We start from the raw sequence: 19263 nt of genomic DNA, 5'->3' as shown, positions 1-19263 counted from the left end.
TTGGCCGGTCCAATCCGCCGGATCGTCTTCACCGGTGACGTGCTGCGCCCCGGCGAGACCGGGTTTCGCCCGGGGCAGACGGAGAACATCCTCTGGTTCCACCGGCTCGTGCGCGCGCAGGCCGCGGCGGCCGCGCGGTGCGAGGTGCCGGTCGTCACATGGGGCAGCGGGATCGACACGCCTGGCCTCTATGAGATGTGGGGCGCCGAAAAGAGCTGGCGGGGTTGGGCCCGGATCTTCGACGCCGGCTTCGCGCCGGAGGGCGTGGTCGCGGCGGTGGAGCGCGCCTTCGCCGATTCCGTCGTGATCGGCTTCGAACTGGCCGAATCGATGAAGCGCATCCTGAGCCTGCTCGGCATTCCCTTCATCGACTTCGGCGTGCACCCCGTGCGCTTCATGGACGATGTCTTCTTCGCCGTGCAGACGAATGACGCGGCGGTGTTCGAGGCGATGCTGCCCGACCACGCGGAGGACGGCGCCTTCTACGGCGCCGCAGGCCTGCTTGCCGCCACGGCGCTGAAGGCACGGCCGGACCTGCGGCTGGGGGCGGAGACGCTGATCATCGGGCAGACCCGGATCGACCGTTCCCTGATCCGCGGCGGCCGGGTGGTGGACCTCTCGGATTTTGTCCCAGCGCTGCGTGCGGCGGTCGGGAACGGCGGGGCGGCCTTCAAGCCGCACCCCTATTCCCACACGGATTTCGGGACGCTCGCGGCGGGCTTCCCCTTCCAGGCGCTGCGCCTCACCTACGAGAACGTCTACGTCCTGATGGCGGCGGAGGAGCTGCGACGGGTAGTGGGCGTCAGCTCCTCCGTGCTGCTGGAGGCGCGCTACTTCGGCGTGGAATCCGTGGTCTTCCACGAATCGCCCTTCGACATTCCTGACCGGCGGGCGGAGGCCGTCCCGGGCCAGCACCTCAGCGTCGTCGATGCCTGGGGCGACACGGATTTCTGGCGGCGCATCCTGGCGCCCCTCATGCCCGTGACGCGGATGGACCGGCAGGGCTTCCGGCGCGCTCCGAACGCACTGCGGACCTCTCTGCGGAACTTTTGGGGCTACAACGAGCTGACGACCGACTTCCAGGTGCACCTGGCCTGCTGATCAGCCTTCAAGGGCGGCAGGCGCCGCTATCAGGCGGCGGAAGCCGACGCCGAGGCGGCGCGTGTCCCGTCCGCCCGGGTCAGCATGGACTGAGCCCAGCAGCACAAGCCCGAGATTCGCGCCCGCTGCCTCGAACCCGTCCCACCGGGCCCTGAGGACGGCGCGGTTCGCATCCGCCTCCGCCATGGTGATGTCCAGCGGCTCGCCGTTGGCGAGAACGGTAATCGAATCCTCCGCGAAGGGCACGCCGAAGGGCAATTCCAGGTGGATCTCCAGCGCGATGGCACCGGGGCCGAGATCGGGAATGACGATCGAGGCCGCGGCCGCCTGCCCGCTCCAGCGCCGGCTGTCCCGCCCCTGTCCCTCGGGACCGTACCAGCCATAGCCGACGAAATCCGGATCGGCAGCGTTCAGCTCGAAGCGTGCGGGGGGCGGGGGAGGGGTGACGCCGCGATCCTCGGGGATGTGACGGAGCGGGTCGATTTGCAGCCAGTCGCCGCGGTCCCGCCTGAACTCCGTGGCCACCTGCCGGGCCGCCTCCACGCCCGCGGAGACCTCGCCGATCGCGTCGATCAGTCGCTCGACCACATCCCGCATGGGCGGGGGCAGGGCGTCCAGTTCCGTCTCCATGCGCGCGCGCAACGCGTCCGCCCTGGCGCGGGCGGCGGCGGCGGAAATCGCGACGTCGGCCTCCTGCAGCAGCAGCAGGTTGAGGCCGTCATTGGGAAGGTCCGGTGGCATGAGGTCTCCGGGATCAGGCAGGACGCGGCGCAACATCGGGCCGGACGCTCTCGGCGAGGGCGGCCAGGGTGCGGCAGGCGGCGCGCGCGGCGGCAGGGCCGAAGCGCGTCCGGCCAAAATGGAAAGCGCCCTCGCCCAGGTGCCGCCGCAGCTGCGGGTCCCGGATCAGGGCGCGGAGATGGGCGACATAGGCGGCGCGGGAGCGCGCGACGAGATAGGCGCTTCCCTCGCCGCCATGCAGGCCGAAGGCCCCCTCCTCCGTGAGGACAGAGGGCAGGCCGCGGCAGAGGTATTCCACCGTCTTGATCTTCAGCCCGCCGCCAAAGAACACGGGGTTGATGCCGATATCGGCGGCGTCGAGGAAGGCGTCGGTATTCCCCAGCTCGCCGTGCAGCACGAGGCCGGGGATGCGAGAATTCGCGAAGGCGGCGCAGACCCGCCCGGCCACGTGCAGTTCCGCCCCGAGATCCGCCACGGCGGGCCAGGCCTGGTCGAGGAACCAGCGCAGCCCGTCCCGGTTCATCGGGCTGTCCCCGCCAAGGAAGACGATCCGCCGCACCCCCTCCGCGCTCTCCTGGCAGGGCAGGTCCGGCAGGGCATGGGGCAGCAGCAGGGATCGGCCGGGCAGGGCACCGCGCAGCAGCGCGTGTTCCGACTCCTGGATCGCCAGCACCTGCTCGAAGCCGTTCATAATGCCCAGCTCCTCCAGCATGCTGATTTTGAGGAAGTGGTCGCGGTCGAAATGCTCGAAGTTGCGGACGCGCAGCGCCATGACGTCGTGCGTGTCCAGCACCCGCAGCGGCGCTGCCGGCCGGGCATGGAGCAGGTAGGACAGGCGGATGTACTCCAGAATGACGACCGCGTGGCGCCCCTCCGCCAGCACCGATTCCAGCGCGGTGAAATGCGGGGCGTCGAAGTGGTTGCGCTCGAAGGCGGTCAGCCGCGCATGGGGCGGCACGGGCGAGGCCTGCCGGCCCGTCGGGTCTCCGGGTGAGGCAATGAGGGCACCGCGCCGGCCGAGCACCGCCGCCGCACGCTCCTCGTCCCCCGGCTGCAGGTCACCGAGGAAGAGGGTCTCCACATCCATCTCGGCGCGGAGGAAGCGCAGCATGGCGGAGATGCGCGCCTGGTTGCCCAGGGCTTCCCGCCAGAACGGAATATCCGTCACCAGCAAGGCGGCGGGGCGGTGGATCAGCGCCGTCAGTGCCTCGCGGGACCGGAAGGGGGCGAGCTGCCGGCGGACCTCCCGCGCGTAGCGGGCAGCCAGCGCCGCGCTCTCCACCGCCACGTCCCGGCGGAAGCGCGGGTCGCGTGCCCAGCGGCGGGCGTATTCGGCCGTGCCGGCGGCGTCCGGGGCAGCGTGGAAGGCGGCGCGGGCGCCGAGGCCCCGGAAGGCTTCCGCCGTGCCGATCACCGGGCGGCCATGGGCCAGGGCCTCCACGGTCTTGATCTTCAGCCCCGTGCCACCCTCATGCGGGTTCACCACCAGATCCATGCCGGCGTAGAAGTCCGCCGGCTCGCCGATGCCCCCCATGGGGACCACGCCCGGCCGTGCCGGTCCGGCGAAGCGGGACGCACCGCCGGCCACGTGCATCGCTGCCCCCGCCGCCCGCAGGCCAGCGATATCCAGCTGCTCCAGGAAGCGTGTCAGGGCATGGCCGTTCAGCGGGTTGCCGCTGCCGAAATACCCGATCCGCAACCCCTCATGCGTGCCCGGCGGCAGGGGCGCCGCGTCCGGCATGAAGCCGAGGGTGACGACGGGGGCGCGCGTCATCGCCTCGAAGACCTGGCGCTCGTCGTCCTGGATCGCGAGGACGAGGTCGGCCCGGTCGAGCCCGCGCGCCTCCTCCTCCGGCGTGGTGTGGAAGAATCCGATCGGCAGGCCAAGCGCCTGCAGGCGCAGGTGGCGGTCGGCGAAAACGTCGTGCGTATCCAGGACCCGCAGCGTCTGCGCCGGGAAGAGGTCCAGTGCCCGGCTGAGGAAGACGTACTCGACGAGGACAAGGTCGTAAGTCTCCGCCCCCGCCAGGGCGGCGATCGCCTCCTCCAGCGCCGGCGGGAACCAGTCGTCCAGGGCGTGGGTCACGCCGAGGCTCTGCCGTTCCGCTGAGCGGTCATAAGGGATGAGGTGGAGGGCCTCCCAGGCCTCCTCCATGGCCGCCACGGCCGCGTCGTCCACCGCCTCGCGCCGCACGAAGGCGAACTCCACGCGGTGCCCGAACCCCTGAATTGCGCGTAGCAGCGCGTGGATGCGCTGGCGGTTCCCGGCATCCTGCGGATGGGTCGGGGTCGGCGAGATGACAAGACAGCGCATCAGGGAAGGTGCGTCACGGGAGAGTAGGGTCGGGAGGGATGGGCGGGTCTCCGGGTCGGGCTGCGCCAGTTTAGGGGGCGCGAAGGGGCCGGGAAAGGCGGCGCCGGTCCGTGCTTGCACCGCAGCATGCCCGCACGGCATCTTGGGCCGGGCAGCCAGCCCGGGCAGCGAGGGGGTCTCGGCCGCGTGTATTTCGAGTTCGGACGGAGCTTGCAGGCAGGACTGGACTGCGCCGGCGACCTCACCCCGGAACAGGGCGCCATCTTTGGCTGGATGCGCCACCGCGTGGACGAGACGCCGGAGCTTCGCGTGGAGGGGAGCCCCGGCGAGCCGCTGACGATCCTGCTGCGCGACCTGCACCCCCGGCTGGACGTGGAACAGATCGAGGGTACGGCCGTGACCGGCTTCAGCCTCATCCACGAGATCCCCCGCCACCTCCGCGGGCGGATCCTGATCCTCGGTACCTCCGGCGGCCCGGCGGGGGGGCAGGAAGTGGCGCTTGACCTCCTCGCCTATGATCTGCCGGCGGACGTGCAGGCGATGTCGATGAACCGCGACTGGGGCGCCAGCTACCAGCTGTTGCGGGCCTCGGCCCTGGACGCCGGGCGGATCCGCACCCTCTACACGGAGGAGGGGCCGGCCGGCATCTTCGCGGGATGGCTGGACCGGCTGCCGCGCCTGGCCGGGACGGCCGATTTGTTCCTGGAATTCCGCGACGTCCGCGCCGCGATCCTGCCGGACGGGGAGCTGGTGGTTTCCGGCGGCCTGAACCTGGCGGATGCGCCGCCCAGGCGGATGGAGGCAATGGGCTGCGCGGTGGTGCGCGCGCCGGGCGGCGCCTCCGCCGTGGTGCCGCTGGTCGCCGAGTCCTACGCGCCGCTGGAGGGTGGCTTTGTTCTCGGTGGCATCGTCGCGGCGCCGCCGGACTCCACGATCGAGGTCGTGGTGCAGCTTCGCCGTGGTGACCGGGCCTGGTGGTTCCTGGCGGAGGTCTCGCCGGCCCCGCTGCCAGATTTCCTCTCCGCCCTTTCCCTGCCGCGTACGGAACTCTCGGCCCCGGACGCGGCGGCGCTGCAGGCCTGGCTGCGGGATGCGCTCTCGGAGCGGTCGCGGGCGCTGCAGGGCTATCTTTCGGGCATGTCCCTCTCCGGCAGCCCCGCCGAGCCGGGCGGCACGGCGCTGCTCTTCGGCGTGAATGACGAGTACGCTGCCCGGGTGCTGGCACTGCTCGCGCCAGACTTGGAGACGCGTTTCTCCCGGATCGTGCTCAGCGGCGCCGCCGCCGGGCGCGCCGCCGCCGCCCTGCTGCGCCGCGGCGCCATGGAGGTGGTGGTGGAGGGGGATGCGGAAGGGGCCCTGGCCGTGGCCGCGAGGGGCAGCGGGACGGTCGCGCCGATCGATACGGCCGCCCTGGTGGACGCCGCGATCGAGGGGAACCCCGGGCGGCTGACCGCCAATGCCCTGCGGGCGGAGAGCCTGCCCTGGATCGCCGGCCTGCACGCGGTGGCCGGCACGGGAACGATGGAGGCGACGATGGGCCGGGTGGTTGCGATGATGGCAGGCGTGGACGCCTCTGCCTTGCCGATGCCGGCCCAGCGGCCGGACCCGCTGGGCGGTCTTCTCTCCGAGCACCTGAGAGGATTGTGGGAGATGGTGCCCGTAACGGGGTCCCCGCGGTGAGCGGCATCGCCAGGGGACCGGGCCAGGCACCGGGGCTTGCGCGCGCGCCTTCCGCCCGCCCGTCTGTCTGCATCATCTCGCACGCCCATCCCGATTTCTCGAAGGGCGGCGGCGAGACGGCTGCCTACCGCCAGTACCAGACTCTGGCCGGGGAGGGATGGCGGGCCAGCTTCGTCTCGGCGATCGAACTGCCGAACGGCCAGTCGCCCGCGGATCGCGGCGAGTCCTTCGCCCGCTACGGCGAGAGCGAGTACCTCTATGCCGTGGGCGGGATGGAGGACGACCGGCTGTGGTGGCGTTCTGCCGAGGAGAGGCGCGCCCTGGTGCGGCTGCTCGCCGGGCTGAAGGCCGATGTCTATCACTTCCACCACTACTGGCGCGTGGGGCTGGACCTGGTGGCGGAGCTGGCCGAGGCGCGGCCTGATGCGCGGATGGTTGTGACGCTGCACGAGATGCTGGCAATCTGCAGCCATCACGGCCAGATGATCCGCACCCGTTCGCGCGAGCTGTGCCGCAAGGAGACGGCGCAGCGCTGCCTGACCTGCTTCCCCGACCAGACGCTGGAGCGGCTTCGGCTGCGCAAGGCGCTGATGCTCTCCGGGCTGCGGCATTTCCAGCAGTTCATCTATCCCAGCCACTTCATCGCGGAGCGTTACCGCGCCTGGGGCCTTTCGCCGGACCACGCGACGGTGCTGGAAAACTATCTCGGCGACGACCTGCTGGCGCAGCCCCGGCGCCGATCGGACAGCGCCCGCCTCTCCGCCCGCTTCGCCTTCTTCGGGCAGCCCACGGAGTTCAAGGGCCTGGACGTGCTCATCCCCGCCTTCGCGACGGCCGTGGCGGAGGATCCTTCCATCGGCCTCCTCGTCTACGGCGCGACGGAGGCGGAGACGCTGCGCTTCTTCCCGCATCTGGAGAAGGCGATCGAGGTGGCAGGGGACCGGCTGACCTTCGCCGGCCGCTACGACGCCGCCGACGTACTGGGGCTGATGACCGGCGTCGGCTGGGTGGTCATGCCCTCCATCTGGTGGGAGAACTCGCCCGTGGTGATCCAGGAGGCGCGACGGGCCGGTACGCCGCTCATCGTCTCCGGGATCGGCGGCATGGCTGAGAAGGTGCAGGAAGGGGTGGACGGGCTGCATTTCCGCGCCGGGTCCGCGCCGGACCTCGCCCGCGCCCTGTTGCAGGCCGCAGAGCCGGAAACACATGAGCGGCTGGCTGGAAGCGTGCGCGACGTGATCGGCCGAGACGAGTTCGTGGGCGCGCTGCGCGCCATCTACGACGGAGAGGAGCGGCGCGATGTTCGTGCGGCCTGAGGGGTTGAGAGGCGCGACGGCGCCGCAGCAAGACGGCGGGTGCGGGTGGGTCCTCTGATGCGCCTGCGGGTTCCACTTCTCGCCTCCGCCGCGGTGGCGGCGGCGTTCGGGGCCGCGCTGCTGGGCGCCATGCCCGCGCGCGCCCAGCAGGCGCCGGAACTGGCATGTCCGTCGCTCCCTGCGCGCCTTCCCATGCCGCGGGAGGCGAAGCCGGAGCAACTCACCGATCCGTACTGGCGTGCGCGCACGGCGGAACTCAGCCGCGTGGCCGGGCGGGGCCTGGGCTATGCCCAGACCATCTTCCTCGGCGATTCCATCACCCAGTCCTGGGATCCGCCGATCTGGGAGACCTATTTCGGGTCGCGTGGAGCCGTGAACTTCGGCGTCGGCGGCGATTTCGTGCAGGGCCTGCTCTGGCGCCTGCAGGAGGGCGGGCAATGGCCCGCGACGCTGCGGCCGAGGGCTGCCGTGCTGCTCATCGGCACGAACAACGCCAGCTACAACTCGCCGCCGGAGGACACGGCGCTGGGGATTGCGGAGGTGATCCGCGTGATCCGGCGGCGTTCGCCCGGCACGCGCATCCTGCTGCTCGGCCTGCTGCCGCGCGGCGCGGACGCGTCCGATCCGGCCCGGCAGATCAACCAGCGCGTCAACGCGCTGATCGCGCCCTGCGCGGACAACCGCTCCGTCTTCTACGCTGATCTCGGGCACGTGCTGGTGGACCAGGCAGGGCGGGCCTTGCCGGGCGTCTTTGTCGATGGGCTGCACCTGACGCCAAACGGATATGCGAGGCTCGTCGCGGTGCTCGAGCCGCAGATCGCCAACATGGTCGGGCGCTGAGGCCCGGCGGACCGGCAGTGCCATTGCTGCCGCGCCTTGCGGCGAATAGATTTCGTTAGACCCCCGCTGATCCGAGAAGGCAGCCGAGATGATCTCCGTAACCCCTTCCCGGCCCGAGGCCGTCCGTGGCGGGGTCGCCGCCGTCTTCCCGCTGCTGTCCCGCGTGACCACCTCCTGCCCACCGCAGCCCTGGCATGGACGGATTGCTCTGCAGCACTCAAGAAGCTGCCATCTGCGACTCCGTCCTGGCCTGAACGTGCTGGCCCAACCGGGCCAGTGATCCGGTCGCCGCGGCCGCAGGACGCGCTGGCGCCATGTCCCCTGATCGACTTCGGAGACCAAGAATGACCTCCTTCCGCTTGCCGCCCGGGCCTGGAGCCACGCGCCGGGCGCTCCTCCTCGCCGCGGCCGGCGCGGCGGCTGCCGCCGGCGCGGCCGAGGCGCAGACCATGCCCGTCACCGTGGGCCGGGAAGGCTGGCTCTTCGCGCAGTGGGACAGCGTGGACGCCCGCATCGCCGACGTGCAGCGCACCTTGCCCGTGATCAGCCAGGCCATCAGCATCATCAAGGGCGCGGGGATCGGCGTCGCCGTTCTCCTCATCCCGTCCAAGACGAGGCTCTACCGGCAATACCTGCCCCCTAACCTTCGCGTCTCGGCAGATCTGGACCGGCGGTACGGCCTGGCGCTGGCCGAGTTCCGCAAGGCCGGAGCGATCGTCCCGGACCTGGACACCGTGTTCCGGGACCGGGCGAAGACCGTGCAGATGTGGTTCAAGTCGGACACGCACTGGACGCCGATGGCGGCAGAGATCGCGGCCGTGGAGATGGCGAAGGCCGTCGGTCCGACGATGCCGCCCAGCAGCCGGCCCGGCACGCAGGTGACGCCGCTGATCACCCGCCAGCACGCCCGCGGGGACCTCGTCCGCTTCCTGCCGGACAACCAGCGCGGCAGCTACGACATGGAAAGCTATCAGGTCCGGGACGTCGTCAATGCGGGTGGGCAGAATGCGCTCATCGCGGACGATACCGCCGACGTCGCCCTGATCGGGAACAGCTATGTGGAACCGCGCTACGCGTTCCAGCCCATTCTCTCCAACCAGCTCATGCGTCCTGTCACGCTGTTCTGGAAGCCGAACAATGTCGGGCCCTATTCTAGCCTCGTGCAGTTCCTGAACAGCGACACCTTCAAGCAGCAGAGGCCCAAGATGATCATCTGGACTCATTTGGAGCTCGACCTGGAAACCACGCCCACAAGCGGGAGCTGGGGCCAGAATGGAATGAGCGTGGACAAGTTCCTGGGCGACGTGCGCCGGGGAGTCGGCGCGTGATGCCCGCGATGACGTTCCGCCGCGGCCTTGCCGCCGCCATCCTGTCCTTCAGCGTGCTGGGTGCCGGCACCGTTCCGGCCATGGCGCAGGGTCAGGCCGCGGTCTACGACCCCCAGCCGCCGCCGGATTCCGCCTATATCCGGTTCGTCAACACGCTGGGCGAGGAGCTGGCGGTGCGCCCGGCCTTCCTGCCGGCGCAGCGGCTCGGCACGAAGCCGGAGGAGCGCGTGACGCAGTTCGCGGTCGCACAGCGCGTCGGCGGGCGTGAGTTGACGCTGGAGGCGAGCGCCGGCCGCCGCACCGGCCGCGCGACGTTGAAGCTCAACCCGGGCTCGTTCAACACGATCCTCGTCCAGGCGCAGGGCGATGGTGGCCTGGAGATCAAGGCCATCGTGGACGAGTCCGAGTTCAACCGGGCGCGGTCCCGGCTGAGCTTCTACAACGCAGTGCCGGACTGCCCCACCGCCTCCGCGCTCCTCGCGCCCAGCGGCCCGGCCGTTCTGGAAGGCGTTGCGCCCGGTACCGCGAAGGCCCGCAGCGTGAACCCCGTCACCGCAGCCATCCGCGCGCAGTGTGGTTCGCAGGCGGCTCCGGACTTCCAGATCTCGGGTCTGGAGGCCGGCGGCATGTACAGCATCTGGCTCATGCGGCCGGACGGAAAGAACCTGATGTCCTTCATCAGCCGCGATACGACGGCGCGCTGGCGGGGCTAGGCCTGCTCTGACCGGATAAGGTCACGGCGAGGCCAGGAGGGAGGTGGATGCCTCTCTCCTGGCCTTTTTTGATGCCGTCTTGACGTTGAGGCCGCCACCCCCGAACGGCGCCTCCATCCGGCAGGCCGCTCAGGTCGAAAACGTTGGACTTGGCGCCGCTCCGGCGGTGCTGAGGTGTCGTCGGACCGCGTCAACGCCGGCTGGGGACGACCCCTAGGGCGCGCTCGCGCGAAGCTGCGCGCCCCGCAGGCGTGCCGCCTCCTCCAGCGCGTTCCGGGCGCGCAGCGTGTCGCGCCGAGCCCGGGCGATCCGCGCTTCCAGAAGAGCCATCTGCAGCTCATCCGCGTTCCTGGCCCGGCCTTCCCTCAGGATTTGCTCCGCCCGGCCAATATCACTGTTCAGGACGGCGGCCTCGCCCGCCACGGCGCGCGCCGCGACGTTGTCGGGGTCGCGGCTCAGGATGCCCTCGGAAATGCTTTGGCCCTCGGCCGCCCGCCCGGACAGGGAATAGAGGCGAGCGAGTGAGAGCTGGACCTGCGGGTTATCCGGCGAATCCCGCAGCGCGCGGGACAGGCGGCCCATGGCTTCGGTCCGGTCGCCCCGCTCGTTCAGGTTCTGCGCGGCCTGAGCGGCGGAGTTGGCGCGGAGGGTGGCGACCTGCTGGCGCTGCTCCCGCGTCAGCCGCGTATCCCCGTCCAGGGAACCGATGAGCGAGTCCGCATCGTTGTTGCGCCCCGCCTCCACCATCGCGAAGCCCACGGCCACGCGCGCCGCCGGCGCTGCGGGCGGAGAGGCCAGGATGGTGCGGGACGCCGCCTGGAGATTGCCGGTCTGCCGCAGCCGACTGAAGGCGCGGATGACGGCGGCCTGGGTCTCCCCGGTCTGGTCCCCTTCGCCGGCCAGAGCCAGCAGGCGCCGTGCGGCCGGGGACTGCGGATTGCCCCGCGCCGCGCGCTCGAGCTGCCGCACCTCAAGTACCCGGCGGTTCTCATCCAGCAGTCGGTTGCCGTCGGCCGTGCGCGCGCGGTCGGGGATCGCCTCGAGCCGGTCCACCGATTCCGAGATCCGCCCGTCCGCGTTCGCCAGCAGGGCGGAGGCGAAGAGTGCGTCCGACGCGCCCTGCCGCGCGCTCAGCTGTGCCTCGATCCGGCGGGCCTCGGCTGTGTCGCCGCTGGCTTTCAGCGCGCGGGCGAGATCGAAGGCCACCCAGACGTTGTTGGGATCGGAACTGAGCGCGCCGCGCAGCAGGGCGATCTTCGCCGCAGGGTCGCGGGTCTGCTCGGCCTGCTGGCGCAGCGCCGCGGAACGGGACCCCAGCGCACCTTCCGGCGGGCGGAAGCCGCTGTCAGCGAGGAAGCGGTCGGCATCGGCCTGCCGCCCCTGGCGCTGCAATGCCTCAAAGAGTCCGGCCTGGGCCGCCGGCACGTTCCGGCGAGCGGCGAGGATGCGGCGGAAGCGGGCCTCCGCATCCGGAAGGGCGTTCCGGCGCAGCGAGACGAGGCCCAGGACGATCTCGCCCTGAAGCTTCTCGTTCGCATTCCCGCGGAGGGCGCGGTTCGCGTTCTCGGTCGCGCGTTCCAGCTGCCCGCGCTGCAGGCTCTGCCAGGCGAGGTAGGAGGCCGAGGGTGGGCCCGCGTTGCCACCGCCGCTGCGGCCACCATTGCCGCCGGTTCCACGCCCGGCCGTGGCGGGCGCGGTCTCCCGCCCGCTCAGGTCGCCGAGGCGGGAGCGGAAATCCTCCTCCCGGAACGGGGCGAGCTGGACGGCCTTGTCGAAGAACTCGCGAGCCTCCGCATACCGGCCCTTGATCTTCCGAAGCAGGGCGAGACCGGCATAGGACTCGGCATCCTGGGGATCGCTCTCGATGGCGGACCGGAAGTCCCGCTCGGACGCCTCGTAGTTCTTGGCCTCCATCGCCGCCCATGCGGAGAGGCGGTAGGTGATGGAGGGCGAGATGCGGGTGGCCTTCGCCTCCTCGTACTTGGCCTCCAGCTCGGCGTCCCGGTTTCCGGTGTTGCTCTCCAGATAGGCCTGCAGCTCGTCCGCGGTATCCGGATCGCTCGGAAGCCACAGCAGCGCCTGGCGCCAGGCGGCGCGGGCGGCCGCACCCACCGTCGGCTCGTTCGCCAGGGCTCGGAGCCGCCGGGCTCCCTCCTGGCGGTAGGTTTCGTTGTAGGTGAGGAGCTGGGCATAGGCGAGCTGCAGGGGCCGGTTCTCCGGCACGCGGGCCACGGCCCGCTCCAGCCCCGAGCGCGCTTCCTCGAAGTACTCGGCCGAGCTTCCGGCGAGCGTCTGATAATATTCGGCAGCGAAGATCGCCGGCACCTCCCCATTGGGAAACAGCTGGCGGTAGCGCTGCATCGCGGCTTCCCGCTGGCCGGCCTGGGCCAGGTTGCGCGCCTCGTTCAGCACGGCCTGGTCGACGGAGGCGGCGCGCAGCGCAACCTCGGCCTGGGCCCGCTGCGGGCTATCCGGAGCCATCTGCCGGAGCCGCGCGACATAGATTTCCGCCGTGGGCCTGTCGCCGTTCTGCGCGGCCACCTCGGCCGCTGCCAGCAGCACGTCCGAGCTGTTCGGGTCTACCGTCAGCAGCCGGTCAAGCGCCTGCTGCGCCAACTCGGGCCGGCCCTGGGCACTCCAGAAATTCGCCTGATCGATCAGCACGGCGATGCCGCGCGGGCCGCTGCGCCCAGCATCGGCCGCGGCAGCCGGAACCGGGGAGGCGGGGCGAGGGGACGACGCGGCTGTCGCGGGGCCGGGGGCGGGAGCGGTCGTCTGGGCCAGGACGGGTGCCCCGCCAAGCGTGGCGAGCAGAAGAACGGTCCCGCCGGGCAGAAGGCGCCGCCCGCCGGGCCGGGTGGCCGCGGGGGCAGCCAGGGCCGGAAGGGGATGGCGAGTGGACATCAGACGGTGATTCCCGGGACGAAGCGGCCGCACGAATTTCTCATAATTTATCTCGGATGCGCAGGATTAAAAGCGTTTCGTCAGCGGTGGCTTCCCGCCGAGCCCGATGCCCTTTTCTCACCGCGATCCTCACCAGCGGGCCGCCAGGTCACGTTCGCCCTGGCCGAGTGGCTGCCCGACGACGCGCTCCGGAATCTCCCAGACGACGATGCGCGGCGGCGTCTCCCGGAAGGCTTGGCCGGCGAAGTACTCGTTGGCACTGCCGGCGAAGCCGCCGCCTGCCTTGGCGGCGTTTACGACCGCGGTGCGCAGCAGCTCCTGCAGGGCACCGTGGAAGTTGGCGTTCACGGAGTAGGAGGAGCCGACCAGCGCCACCTCCGGCGCCGGGGTCTCGTCCAGCAGCCCGCCGCCGCCGGAGCCCGCCTCCGCGGCCTCCGTGTGCTCCAGCCGCTGGCGGTCCGGCGCCGGGCGCAGCGCGTCCGGCACGCGGTCCAGGCTCATCAGGCGGAGCAGGTCGCCCGGGCCGTTCGTCTCCTCGGCGGCAGAGGTCGTGCGGAAGGTGGTGGAGCGGGAGAGGGGGTAGACGCGGAGTGCCGCGGCGATGGCCGCGGCGGCCGCGCGGGCGCCTTCCTGGCTCCAGTGCGTGTCGGTGCGCCACCATGCGCCGCCCTGTGCCTCCCGGGCGGCCAGGGGGCGCAGCAGCAGCAAGGGCTGGATGCCCTGACCGCGCAGCGCCTCCGCGAAGGCATCGTAGCGCGCCGTGGCCTGCTCGGAGCGCGGCGCGCCGCAGAGCCGGTCCCGCTTCACCCGCGCCTTGTCCGGGACCAGGGCGACGGAGAGCAGGACTCCCCGCTGCGCTAGCCCGTCACGGACGCGCCGCACGATCGCGGCGCGCTCCGCCATGGCGGCCTCAGCGCCCGGCCAGGGGCGAAGCTCCTCCGTCAGGAACAGGGTGTCGTCGCAGCCCACCCGGACCAGCGGCCCGCCGGAGCGGAACAGGTCGTAGCGGAAGACGCCGCCGCTCGCTCGGAGCAGCGGGTCGGCCGGCAACTCGTGCGCCATCACGTGGTTCACGGCGCCCGTCAGCTTGCCGGAGAGGAAGGACCCGAGGTTCAGCGTGGGCCGCAGCCGCTCCTGCCCCGGCTCGCTGGCGATGGCCGCGATGCCCTGCCAGGCGGCGAGGGCGAGGAGTACGGCCGCTGCGGCGCCCTGGAACACCGCGGCGGCGTGGGCGCCTTTCCAGGAGGTCTCGGTCATCGGCCCTCTCTCAGAACTGGAAATACAGGAAGGGCACGGCCGCGCGGCTGTAGAGCAGCACGACGCCGAGGAGGAAGCCCAGCAGCGGCCCGACGATCCACAGGCTCCGCCAGAAGGTCCCCATCGCCTCCGGCGGGCGCTGGAAGGGCAGGCGCGGGCCGAGCAGGGGCAGGTAGACCACCACGATCGCGATCAGGATGGTCCACCACTGGTCCGGCGTGACCTGCCAGGCCAGGGCGTCGCTCAGCGGGGCGCCGTTCAGCCCGACCATCCCGCCATACATGGTCATGGCGTTGTGGATGTCGTGGGCGCGGAACACCACCCAGCCGATGGTTGCCGCCAGCATCGTCAGCGCGTTGCCGAGGATGAAGGGCATCGGCCGGAAGCCGGCCTGCTGCAACAGGCGGTGGATCGCCAGCAGCCCGCCATGCCAGGCGCCCCAGACGATGAAGGTCCAGTTGGCGCCGTGCCAGAGGCCGCCGATCACCATCGTCAGGAACAGGTTGAGGTAGGTGCGGAAGGCGCCCTTCCGGTTCCCTCCAAGGGAAATGTAGAGGTAGTCGCGCAGGAAGCGCGACAGCGTCATGTGCCAGCGCTGCCAAAAGGCCTGAATGCTGCTGGACAGGTATGGGTGATTGAAATTCTCGGGGAAGTGGAACCCGATCATCAGCGCCAGCCCGATCGCCATGGCGGAGTAGCCGGCGAAGTCGAAGTAGAGCTGCAGCGTATAGGCGATGGCACCCGTCCAGGCATCGGCCAGGGTGGGGTTCGGCAGGGCGAAGGCGGCATCCGCCACCAGCGCCACCGTGTCCGCCAGCACCACCTTCATGGTGAAGCCCGTCATGAACCGCCGGGCGCCGAGGCCGAACTGCGCCAGGGTATGCGGGCGATAGACCAGCTCGTCCTTGATCTCGGCGTAGCGGACGATGGGGCCGGCGATGAGCTGGCTGAAGATCGCCTTGTAGGTGGCGTAGTCCAGCAGCTTCTTCGTGATGGGCACCGTGCCGCGCCAGATGTCCACGAGGTAGGACACGGATTGCAGCACGTAGAAGGAAAGGCCGATCGGCAGGATGATCTCGACCCAGGGGATGGGCTGATAGCCCAGCGCGGCCCGGAAGTCGTTGAAGATCCCCACGCCGAAATTTGCGTATTTGAAATAGGCCAGCACGCCGAGATTGCCGACGAGGCCGACGATGAACAGCGTCGTGCCTTTGCGGGTCTTCGGCCCGGCCCGGTCCATGGCCTTCACCGTGTAGAAGGTGAAGATTGTGCAGAACATGAGCAGCAGCAGGAAATCCACCCGCCACCAGGCATAGAAGGCCCAGGACAGGATCAGGATCGGCCAGTTCCGGAACCGGAAGGGCGTGAGGAAGTAGACCGCGAAGAACAGCGGCAGGAACAGACAGAGGAACTCGAAGGAGGCGAAGATCATGGGGCGCCGCGCGCCCCGCCCCGGCCATTCCCGGGCCGCCCGTCAGGGCCCTTCAGCTCCGCCATACCATCCCCCAATGCGCCCGGCCGTCCTGGCCTTCATCACCGGGCCCGCGCACCGTCTCCGCAGGGGGTGAGCCGCCCCGGGCGGGTGGAATCGGCCGTTGCGGGTGTAGGGGATCATCTAAACCAACCGCAACAGTTCAGGGAATTGAGACGCATAGAGCGACAATTTGCTTCGCCCCGCGTTACTCTGCCGCCACACCCGCCAGCGGCATGGCCGGGTCGCGCAGCGCACCTGTTCCTCCGTCCGAGATGCCGAGGTCGGTCGGGTGCGGGCCGGGGTTGCAGGCCAGCGAGATGCCGGTGACGCCGCGGAAGACGCGGAAGGGCGGCTTCCAGTCCATCACGGCATCGGCTGCCTCCCGAAGCCGGGCAAAGGCGGCCGCGGTTTCGGCCGGTGGGGTTTCCGCAAGCAGGCCGGCGACGGGCAGGGGCATCACCGCGATCGCTTCCCCGCCGCGCGAGACGGACATGCCGCCCCCGCAGGCGATGAGCGCGTTGGCCGCCGCGGCCATATCCGCCGGGTCCCGCCCGATCACCAGCAGGTTGTGGTTGTCGTGGCTGATGGTGGTGGCCACGGCCCCGCGCGGCTCGCCCCAGCCATCCGCGAGGCAGACGACCGGAGAGGGATCGCGCCTTCCGTGGCGGTGCAGGATGGTGATCAGGGCATGGCCGGGCGGGACCTCCGCCACGCCGCCATGCACCGCCACCTCGGCCTCCGCCCAGCGGACCACCCGTGCACCGCCCACCACGGGCAGGCGGACGGTTCCGTTCTCCACGCCGTGCGGACGCAGGGTGAAGGCCGGGGCGGATTGCCGGGGGATCTTCACCGTATCGCGCAGGGTGCCGGGCGGGAGATCGCGGAGGAGGGGGGAGAGCAGGGCGCCGCCCCGCGCCACCAGCCGGCCGGCGACATAGACCCGCTCCACCACCATGCCCGGCAGGTCGGAGAGCACGACGACCTCCGCCCGCCGGCCCGGGCCGATCAGGCCGATGTCGTCGCGCTTCAGGCGCAGCGCGGCGTGCAGCGTGGCCATCTTCAGCGCGTGGATCGGCGACAGGCCGTGGCCGACCAGGCGCGCCAGGGTGTCGCGAAGCCCACCTTTCTCCACCAGCTCGTCCGGGAAGACGTCGTCCGTGCAGGTGACGAGGTTCGGCGGCAGGGCGGGCAGGGCGTTGATGGCGGCCACCACGCCCGGCAGCACGGTGTCGTGGCTGCCGCGCAGCTCCACGGTCAGCCCGGCGCGGAGCTTCTGCAGGAAGTCTTCGGGCCCCATGATCTCATGGTCCGAGGTGACGCCGGCGGCGGCATAGGCCTGCAGCGCCGGGCCTATCAGGTCCCGGGCATGGCCGTTCACGTTCTTCCCGGAAGCCATTCCGGCCCCGACGATCCCCTCCATCCGCGGGGCTGAGGAGAGGACGCCCGCCATGTCCATCACCTCGGCAACGCCCGAGACCTCCGGCCAGGACAGCATCTCCGCCATCTCCTCCGGCCCGATTTCGGCACCGGCCAGCTCCAGCCCGGGGGCGGAGGGGACGCAGGACGGGGCAGCGACAAGGACGCGCAGCGGCAGGTTCCGCGACCTCTCCACCGCCCAGCGCACGCCGGGCACGCCCAGCACGTTCGCCAGCTCGTGCGGGTCCCAGACGGTGGTGAGGGTCCCGTGAGGGACGACGACGGAGGCGTAGTCCGCCGGCGCCATGAAGGAGGATTCAAGATGCAGGTGGCTGTCCACGAAGCCGGGCGAAAGGAATCGGCCCGTCAGGTCATGGACCTCCGCCGCGTCGCTGCGGCTGCCCGGCGGGTGAACCGATGCGATGAGCCCGCCGACAATCCCGACATCGGCCATGCGAAGCTCGCCCAGGGCCACGTCCACCACCGTGCCACCGGTCAGCAGCAGGTCGAAGGGCGCTTCGCCCTTGGCGGCGCGGATCGCTGCGCGGCGGGTCCCGGCGGGGATGGGCGCGTCGATGGTGCCGCTCACTTCGGGGCGATCCCCACGGACTGGGCCAGGGTCATCTCATCCGTCCGCGCCTCGTAGGTGAAGCCGCGGCGCATGGCCCAGGTGTTCACCTGGAAGTAGAGCGGGACCAGGGCCGTCCGCTCCCGCATCGCCTGGTGCGTGGCCTGCCGGGTTAGCCGGGCGCGTTCCTCGTCGTTCATCGTCTGGCGGGCCTGCTCGATCACCCGGTCGATGGCGGGATCGCTGAAGCGGCCGCGGTTCTGGGTGCCCAGGCCCTGCACGGTGTCGAAGCTGTGCACCTGGGTCTCCAGCATCCCCAGCACCTCGGGGTTGGGGGAGAAGCCCGCGAGGTTCACGCTGTATTTCAGCTGCGCCGCCTCGCTCAGCCACACGCCGCGGGGCTTCGTCTCCACCGTCGCGGCAATGCCCAGGCGGGTCCACATCTGGGCGATGGCCTGCACCACCTGCTCATCATTCACGAAGCGGTCGTTCGGGCCGTTCACCTGCAGGGAGAAGCCCTGCGGCAGGCCAGCCTCCGCCAAAAGCCGTTTCGCCGCATCCAGGTCCAGCCGCTCCGCCGTCAGGTCCGGGGAGGTCCCGAAATATCCGGGCGGGCCGAGGTCGCCGGAGGGCAGCGCCTGGCCGCGCAGCACGCGCTCCGCTAGCGCCTGCCGGTTGATGGCCAGTGAAAGGGCGCGGCGCACCCGCGCGTCCCGCAGCGGGTTCGGGATGGGCGAGCCGTCCTTCGCGCGCACGAAGGGGCTGTTCTCCCGGTCGCTGTCGAGGGTGAGAAAGATGAGGCGGTTTGACGGGCTCTCGCTGGTCGAGAAGTGCTGGGCGTCGCCCTTCAGGCGTTCGAACTCCTCCGGCGGCACGATCTCCACCATGTCCACATCCCCCGCCCGCAGCGCGGCGACGCGGGAGGCAGCGGCGGCGATCGGGCGGAACTCCACGCGGGCGAAGGCGGGAGCGATGCCGTGGAACTCCGGGTTCCGCTCCGCGACAAAGGGGCTGCCGGGCTGCCAGGAGAGGAGGCGGAAGGGGCCGGTGCCGATCGCCGCCTTGCCGGAGTTGTAGTCCTGGGTGGAGGCCCCTTCGCCGTGCTTCCTCGAGACGATCATGACGAGGGCGAGGTTGTTCGCCAGCAGCGGCGTCGGCACGCGGGTGCGGATGCGGACCACCCCGTGCCCCGTATCCTCCACCGCCGTCACGACGCGGGTGGCATAGGCGAAGGAGGAGGGCGAGTTCGGCACGTTCCCCGCCCGCGCGATGGAGAAGGCCACGTCCTCCGCCGTCACCGGCGCGCCGTCGCTGAAGCGCGCCCGCGGGTCGAGGGTGAACTCCCAGGTCAGGTCGTCCACCACGCGCCAGGCGCTGGCAATCGCAGGCCGCAGGTTCTGCCGGGAGTCCTGCTGAACCAGCGGCTCGAACAGGTGGCGCGCGAAGGCGATGTTGGTGATGAGGCTGGCGTAATGCGGGTCGAGGCTGGTCGGACCGGATTCCACGCCGATGCGGATCGCCTCCTGCGCCACCGCCGCCGCCGGCAGGAGAAGGGTGGCGGCGAGAAGGGTGGCGCGCAGGCGCATGGGAAACCTCGGAGGGGCGGGGGTC

At 70.9% G+C, this 19263-nt stretch carries 13 protein-coding genes; 6 read left to right on the top strand and 7 right to left on the bottom strand.

The genetic code is table 11. From position 1 onward, the window contains the following. Positions 1–1101, top strand: a complete 1101-nt coding sequence (locus J5Y10_RS18550) for a hypothetical protein (protein ID WP_209375584.1) — start codon at positions 1–3, stop codon at positions 1099–1101. Here the strand turns inward: J5Y10_RS18550 and J5Y10_RS18545 are convergent, their stop codons facing one another. Both J5Y10_RS18545 and J5Y10_RS18540 read right to left on the bottom strand, forming a co-directional pair. After that, positions 1102–1842 (bottom strand): hypothetical protein, encoded by a 741-nt coding sequence (locus J5Y10_RS18545; protein ID WP_209375583.1) that lies wholly within the window; start codon positions 1840–1842, stop codon positions 1102–1104. A 13-nt stretch (positions 1843–1855) separates the two neighbouring features. Next, positions 1856–4156: a glycosyltransferase family 4 protein gene (locus J5Y10_RS18540; RefSeq protein WP_209375582.1), complete on the bottom strand. Its 2301-nt coding sequence runs from the start codon at positions 4154–4156 to the stop codon at positions 1856–1858. Between the two features lie 126 nt (positions 4157–4282). Here J5Y10_RS18540 and J5Y10_RS18535 point away from each other — a divergent pair, with 126 nt between their 5' ends. The 5 genes from J5Y10_RS18535 (at position 4283) to J5Y10_RS18515 (ending at position 10033) form a co-directional block, all read left to right on the top strand. After that, a complete protein-coding gene (locus tag J5Y10_RS18535) occupies positions 4283–5836 on the top strand; it encodes a hypothetical protein (protein ID WP_209375581.1) in 1554 nt (517 codons plus the stop codon). Continuing rightward, positions 5833–7152: a glycosyltransferase gene (locus tag J5Y10_RS28780; protein ID WP_209375580.1), complete on the top strand. Its 1320-nt coding sequence runs from the start codon at positions 5833–5835 to the stop codon at positions 7150–7152. The genes J5Y10_RS18535 and J5Y10_RS28780 overlap by 4 nt, the downstream gene beginning before the upstream one ends. A gap of 57 nt (positions 7153–7209) precedes the next feature. Next, positions 7210–7992 carry a GDSL-type esterase/lipase family protein gene (locus J5Y10_RS18525; protein WP_245214858.1) on the top strand — a complete coding sequence of 261 codons (783 nt, stop codon included), beginning with the start codon at positions 7210–7212 and terminating at the stop codon, positions 7990–7992. Between the two features lie 344 nt (positions 7993–8336). Beyond that, complete coding sequence (locus J5Y10_RS18520) at positions 8337–9320, top strand: alginate O-acetyltransferase AlgX-related protein (protein WP_209375578.1); 984 nt, start codon at positions 8337–8339, stop codon at positions 9318–9320. Next, complete coding sequence (locus J5Y10_RS18515) at positions 9320–10033, top strand: alginate O-acetyltransferase AlgF (RefSeq protein ID WP_209375576.1); 714 nt, start codon at positions 9320–9322, stop codon at positions 10031–10033. The genes J5Y10_RS18520 and J5Y10_RS18515 overlap by 1 nt, the downstream gene beginning before the upstream one ends. Before the next feature lie 213 nt (positions 10034–10246). Here J5Y10_RS18515 and J5Y10_RS18510 read toward each other — a convergent pair whose 3' ends face one another. The 5 genes from J5Y10_RS18510 to J5Y10_RS18490 form a co-directional block, all read right to left on the bottom strand. Continuing rightward, positions 10247–12937, bottom strand: a complete 2691-nt coding sequence (locus J5Y10_RS18510) for a tetratricopeptide repeat protein (RefSeq protein ID WP_209375574.1) — start codon at positions 12935–12937, stop codon at positions 10247–10249. Between the two features lie 129 nt (positions 12938–13066). Beyond that, positions 13067–14194: an alginate O-acetyltransferase AlgX-related protein gene (locus tag J5Y10_RS18505; RefSeq protein WP_209375573.1), complete on the bottom strand. Its 1128-nt coding sequence runs from the start codon at positions 14192–14194 to the stop codon at positions 13067–13069. 10 nt (positions 14195–14204) lie between these two features. After that, the gene (locus J5Y10_RS18500; protein ID WP_209375571.1) at positions 14205–15626 is read right to left on the bottom strand and encodes an MBOAT family O-acyltransferase; all 1422 of its coding nucleotides are present in this window, start codon (positions 15624–15626) and stop codon (positions 14205–14207) included. Between the two features lie 247 nt (positions 15627–15873). Continuing rightward, positions 15874–17673, bottom strand: coding sequence for an adenine deaminase (locus J5Y10_RS18495; RefSeq protein ID WP_209375569.1), 1800 nt, complete (start codon positions 17671–17673; stop codon positions 15874–15876). Further along, on the bottom strand, positions 17670–19238 hold the full coding sequence (locus J5Y10_RS18490) for an ABC transporter substrate-binding protein (RefSeq protein WP_209375567.1): 1569 nt from the start codon (positions 19236–19238) through the stop codon (positions 17670–17672). Before J5Y10_RS18490 ends, J5Y10_RS18495 begins: the two co-directional genes overlap by 4 nt. Positions 19239–19263 lie beyond the last annotated feature (25 nt).

This window comes from Roseomonas indoligenes (genome assembly GCF_017813365.1).
GTDB lineage: Bacteria > Pseudomonadota > Alphaproteobacteria > Acetobacterales > Acetobacteraceae > Roseomonas > Roseomonas indoligenes.
Note: the sequence above shows the minus strand (reverse complement) of the source record. Positions and strands in the feature narration are given on the sequence as shown.

What these genes read in the sequence shown, in the direction of transcription:
- J5Y10_RS18500 (WP_209375571.1), bottom strand. Translation starts at nt 15,626, where the DNA reads ATGATCTTCGCCTCCTTCGAGTTCCTCTGTCTGTTCCTGCCGCTGTTC.
- J5Y10_RS18520 (WP_209375578.1), top strand. Translation starts at nt 8,337, where the DNA reads ATGACCTCCTTCCGCTTGCCGCCCGGGCCTGGAGCCACGCGCCGGGCG.
- J5Y10_RS18515 (WP_209375576.1), top strand. Translation starts at nt 9,320, where the DNA reads ATGCCCGCGATGACGTTCCGCCGCGGCCTTGCCGCCGCCATCCTGTCC.
- J5Y10_RS18490 (WP_209375567.1), bottom strand. Translation starts at nt 19,238, where the DNA reads ATGCGCCTGCGCGCCACCCTTCTCGCCGCCACCCTTCTCCTGCCGGCG.
- J5Y10_RS18505 (WP_209375573.1), bottom strand. Translation starts at nt 14,194, where the DNA reads ATGACCGAGACCTCCTGGAAAGGCGCCCACGCCGCCGCGGTGTTCCAG.
- J5Y10_RS18545 (WP_209375583.1), bottom strand. Translation starts at nt 1,842, where the DNA reads ATGCCACCGGACCTTCCCAATGACGGCCTCAACCTGCTGCTGCTGCAG.
- J5Y10_RS18510 (WP_209375574.1), bottom strand. Translation starts at nt 12,937, where the DNA reads ATGTCCACTCGCCATCCCCTTCCGGCCCTGGCTGCCCCCGCGGCCACC.
- J5Y10_RS18525 (WP_245214858.1), top strand. Translation starts at nt 7,210, where the DNA reads ATGCGCCTGCGGGTTCCACTTCTCGCCTCCGCCGCGGTGGCGGCGGCG.
- J5Y10_RS18535 (WP_209375581.1), top strand. Translation starts at nt 4,283, where the DNA reads ATGCCCGCACGGCATCTTGGGCCGGGCAGCCAGCCCGGGCAGCGAGGG.
- J5Y10_RS18540 (WP_209375582.1), bottom strand. Translation starts at nt 4,156, where the DNA reads ATGCGCTGTCTTGTCATCTCGCCGACCCCGACCCATCCGCAGGATGCC.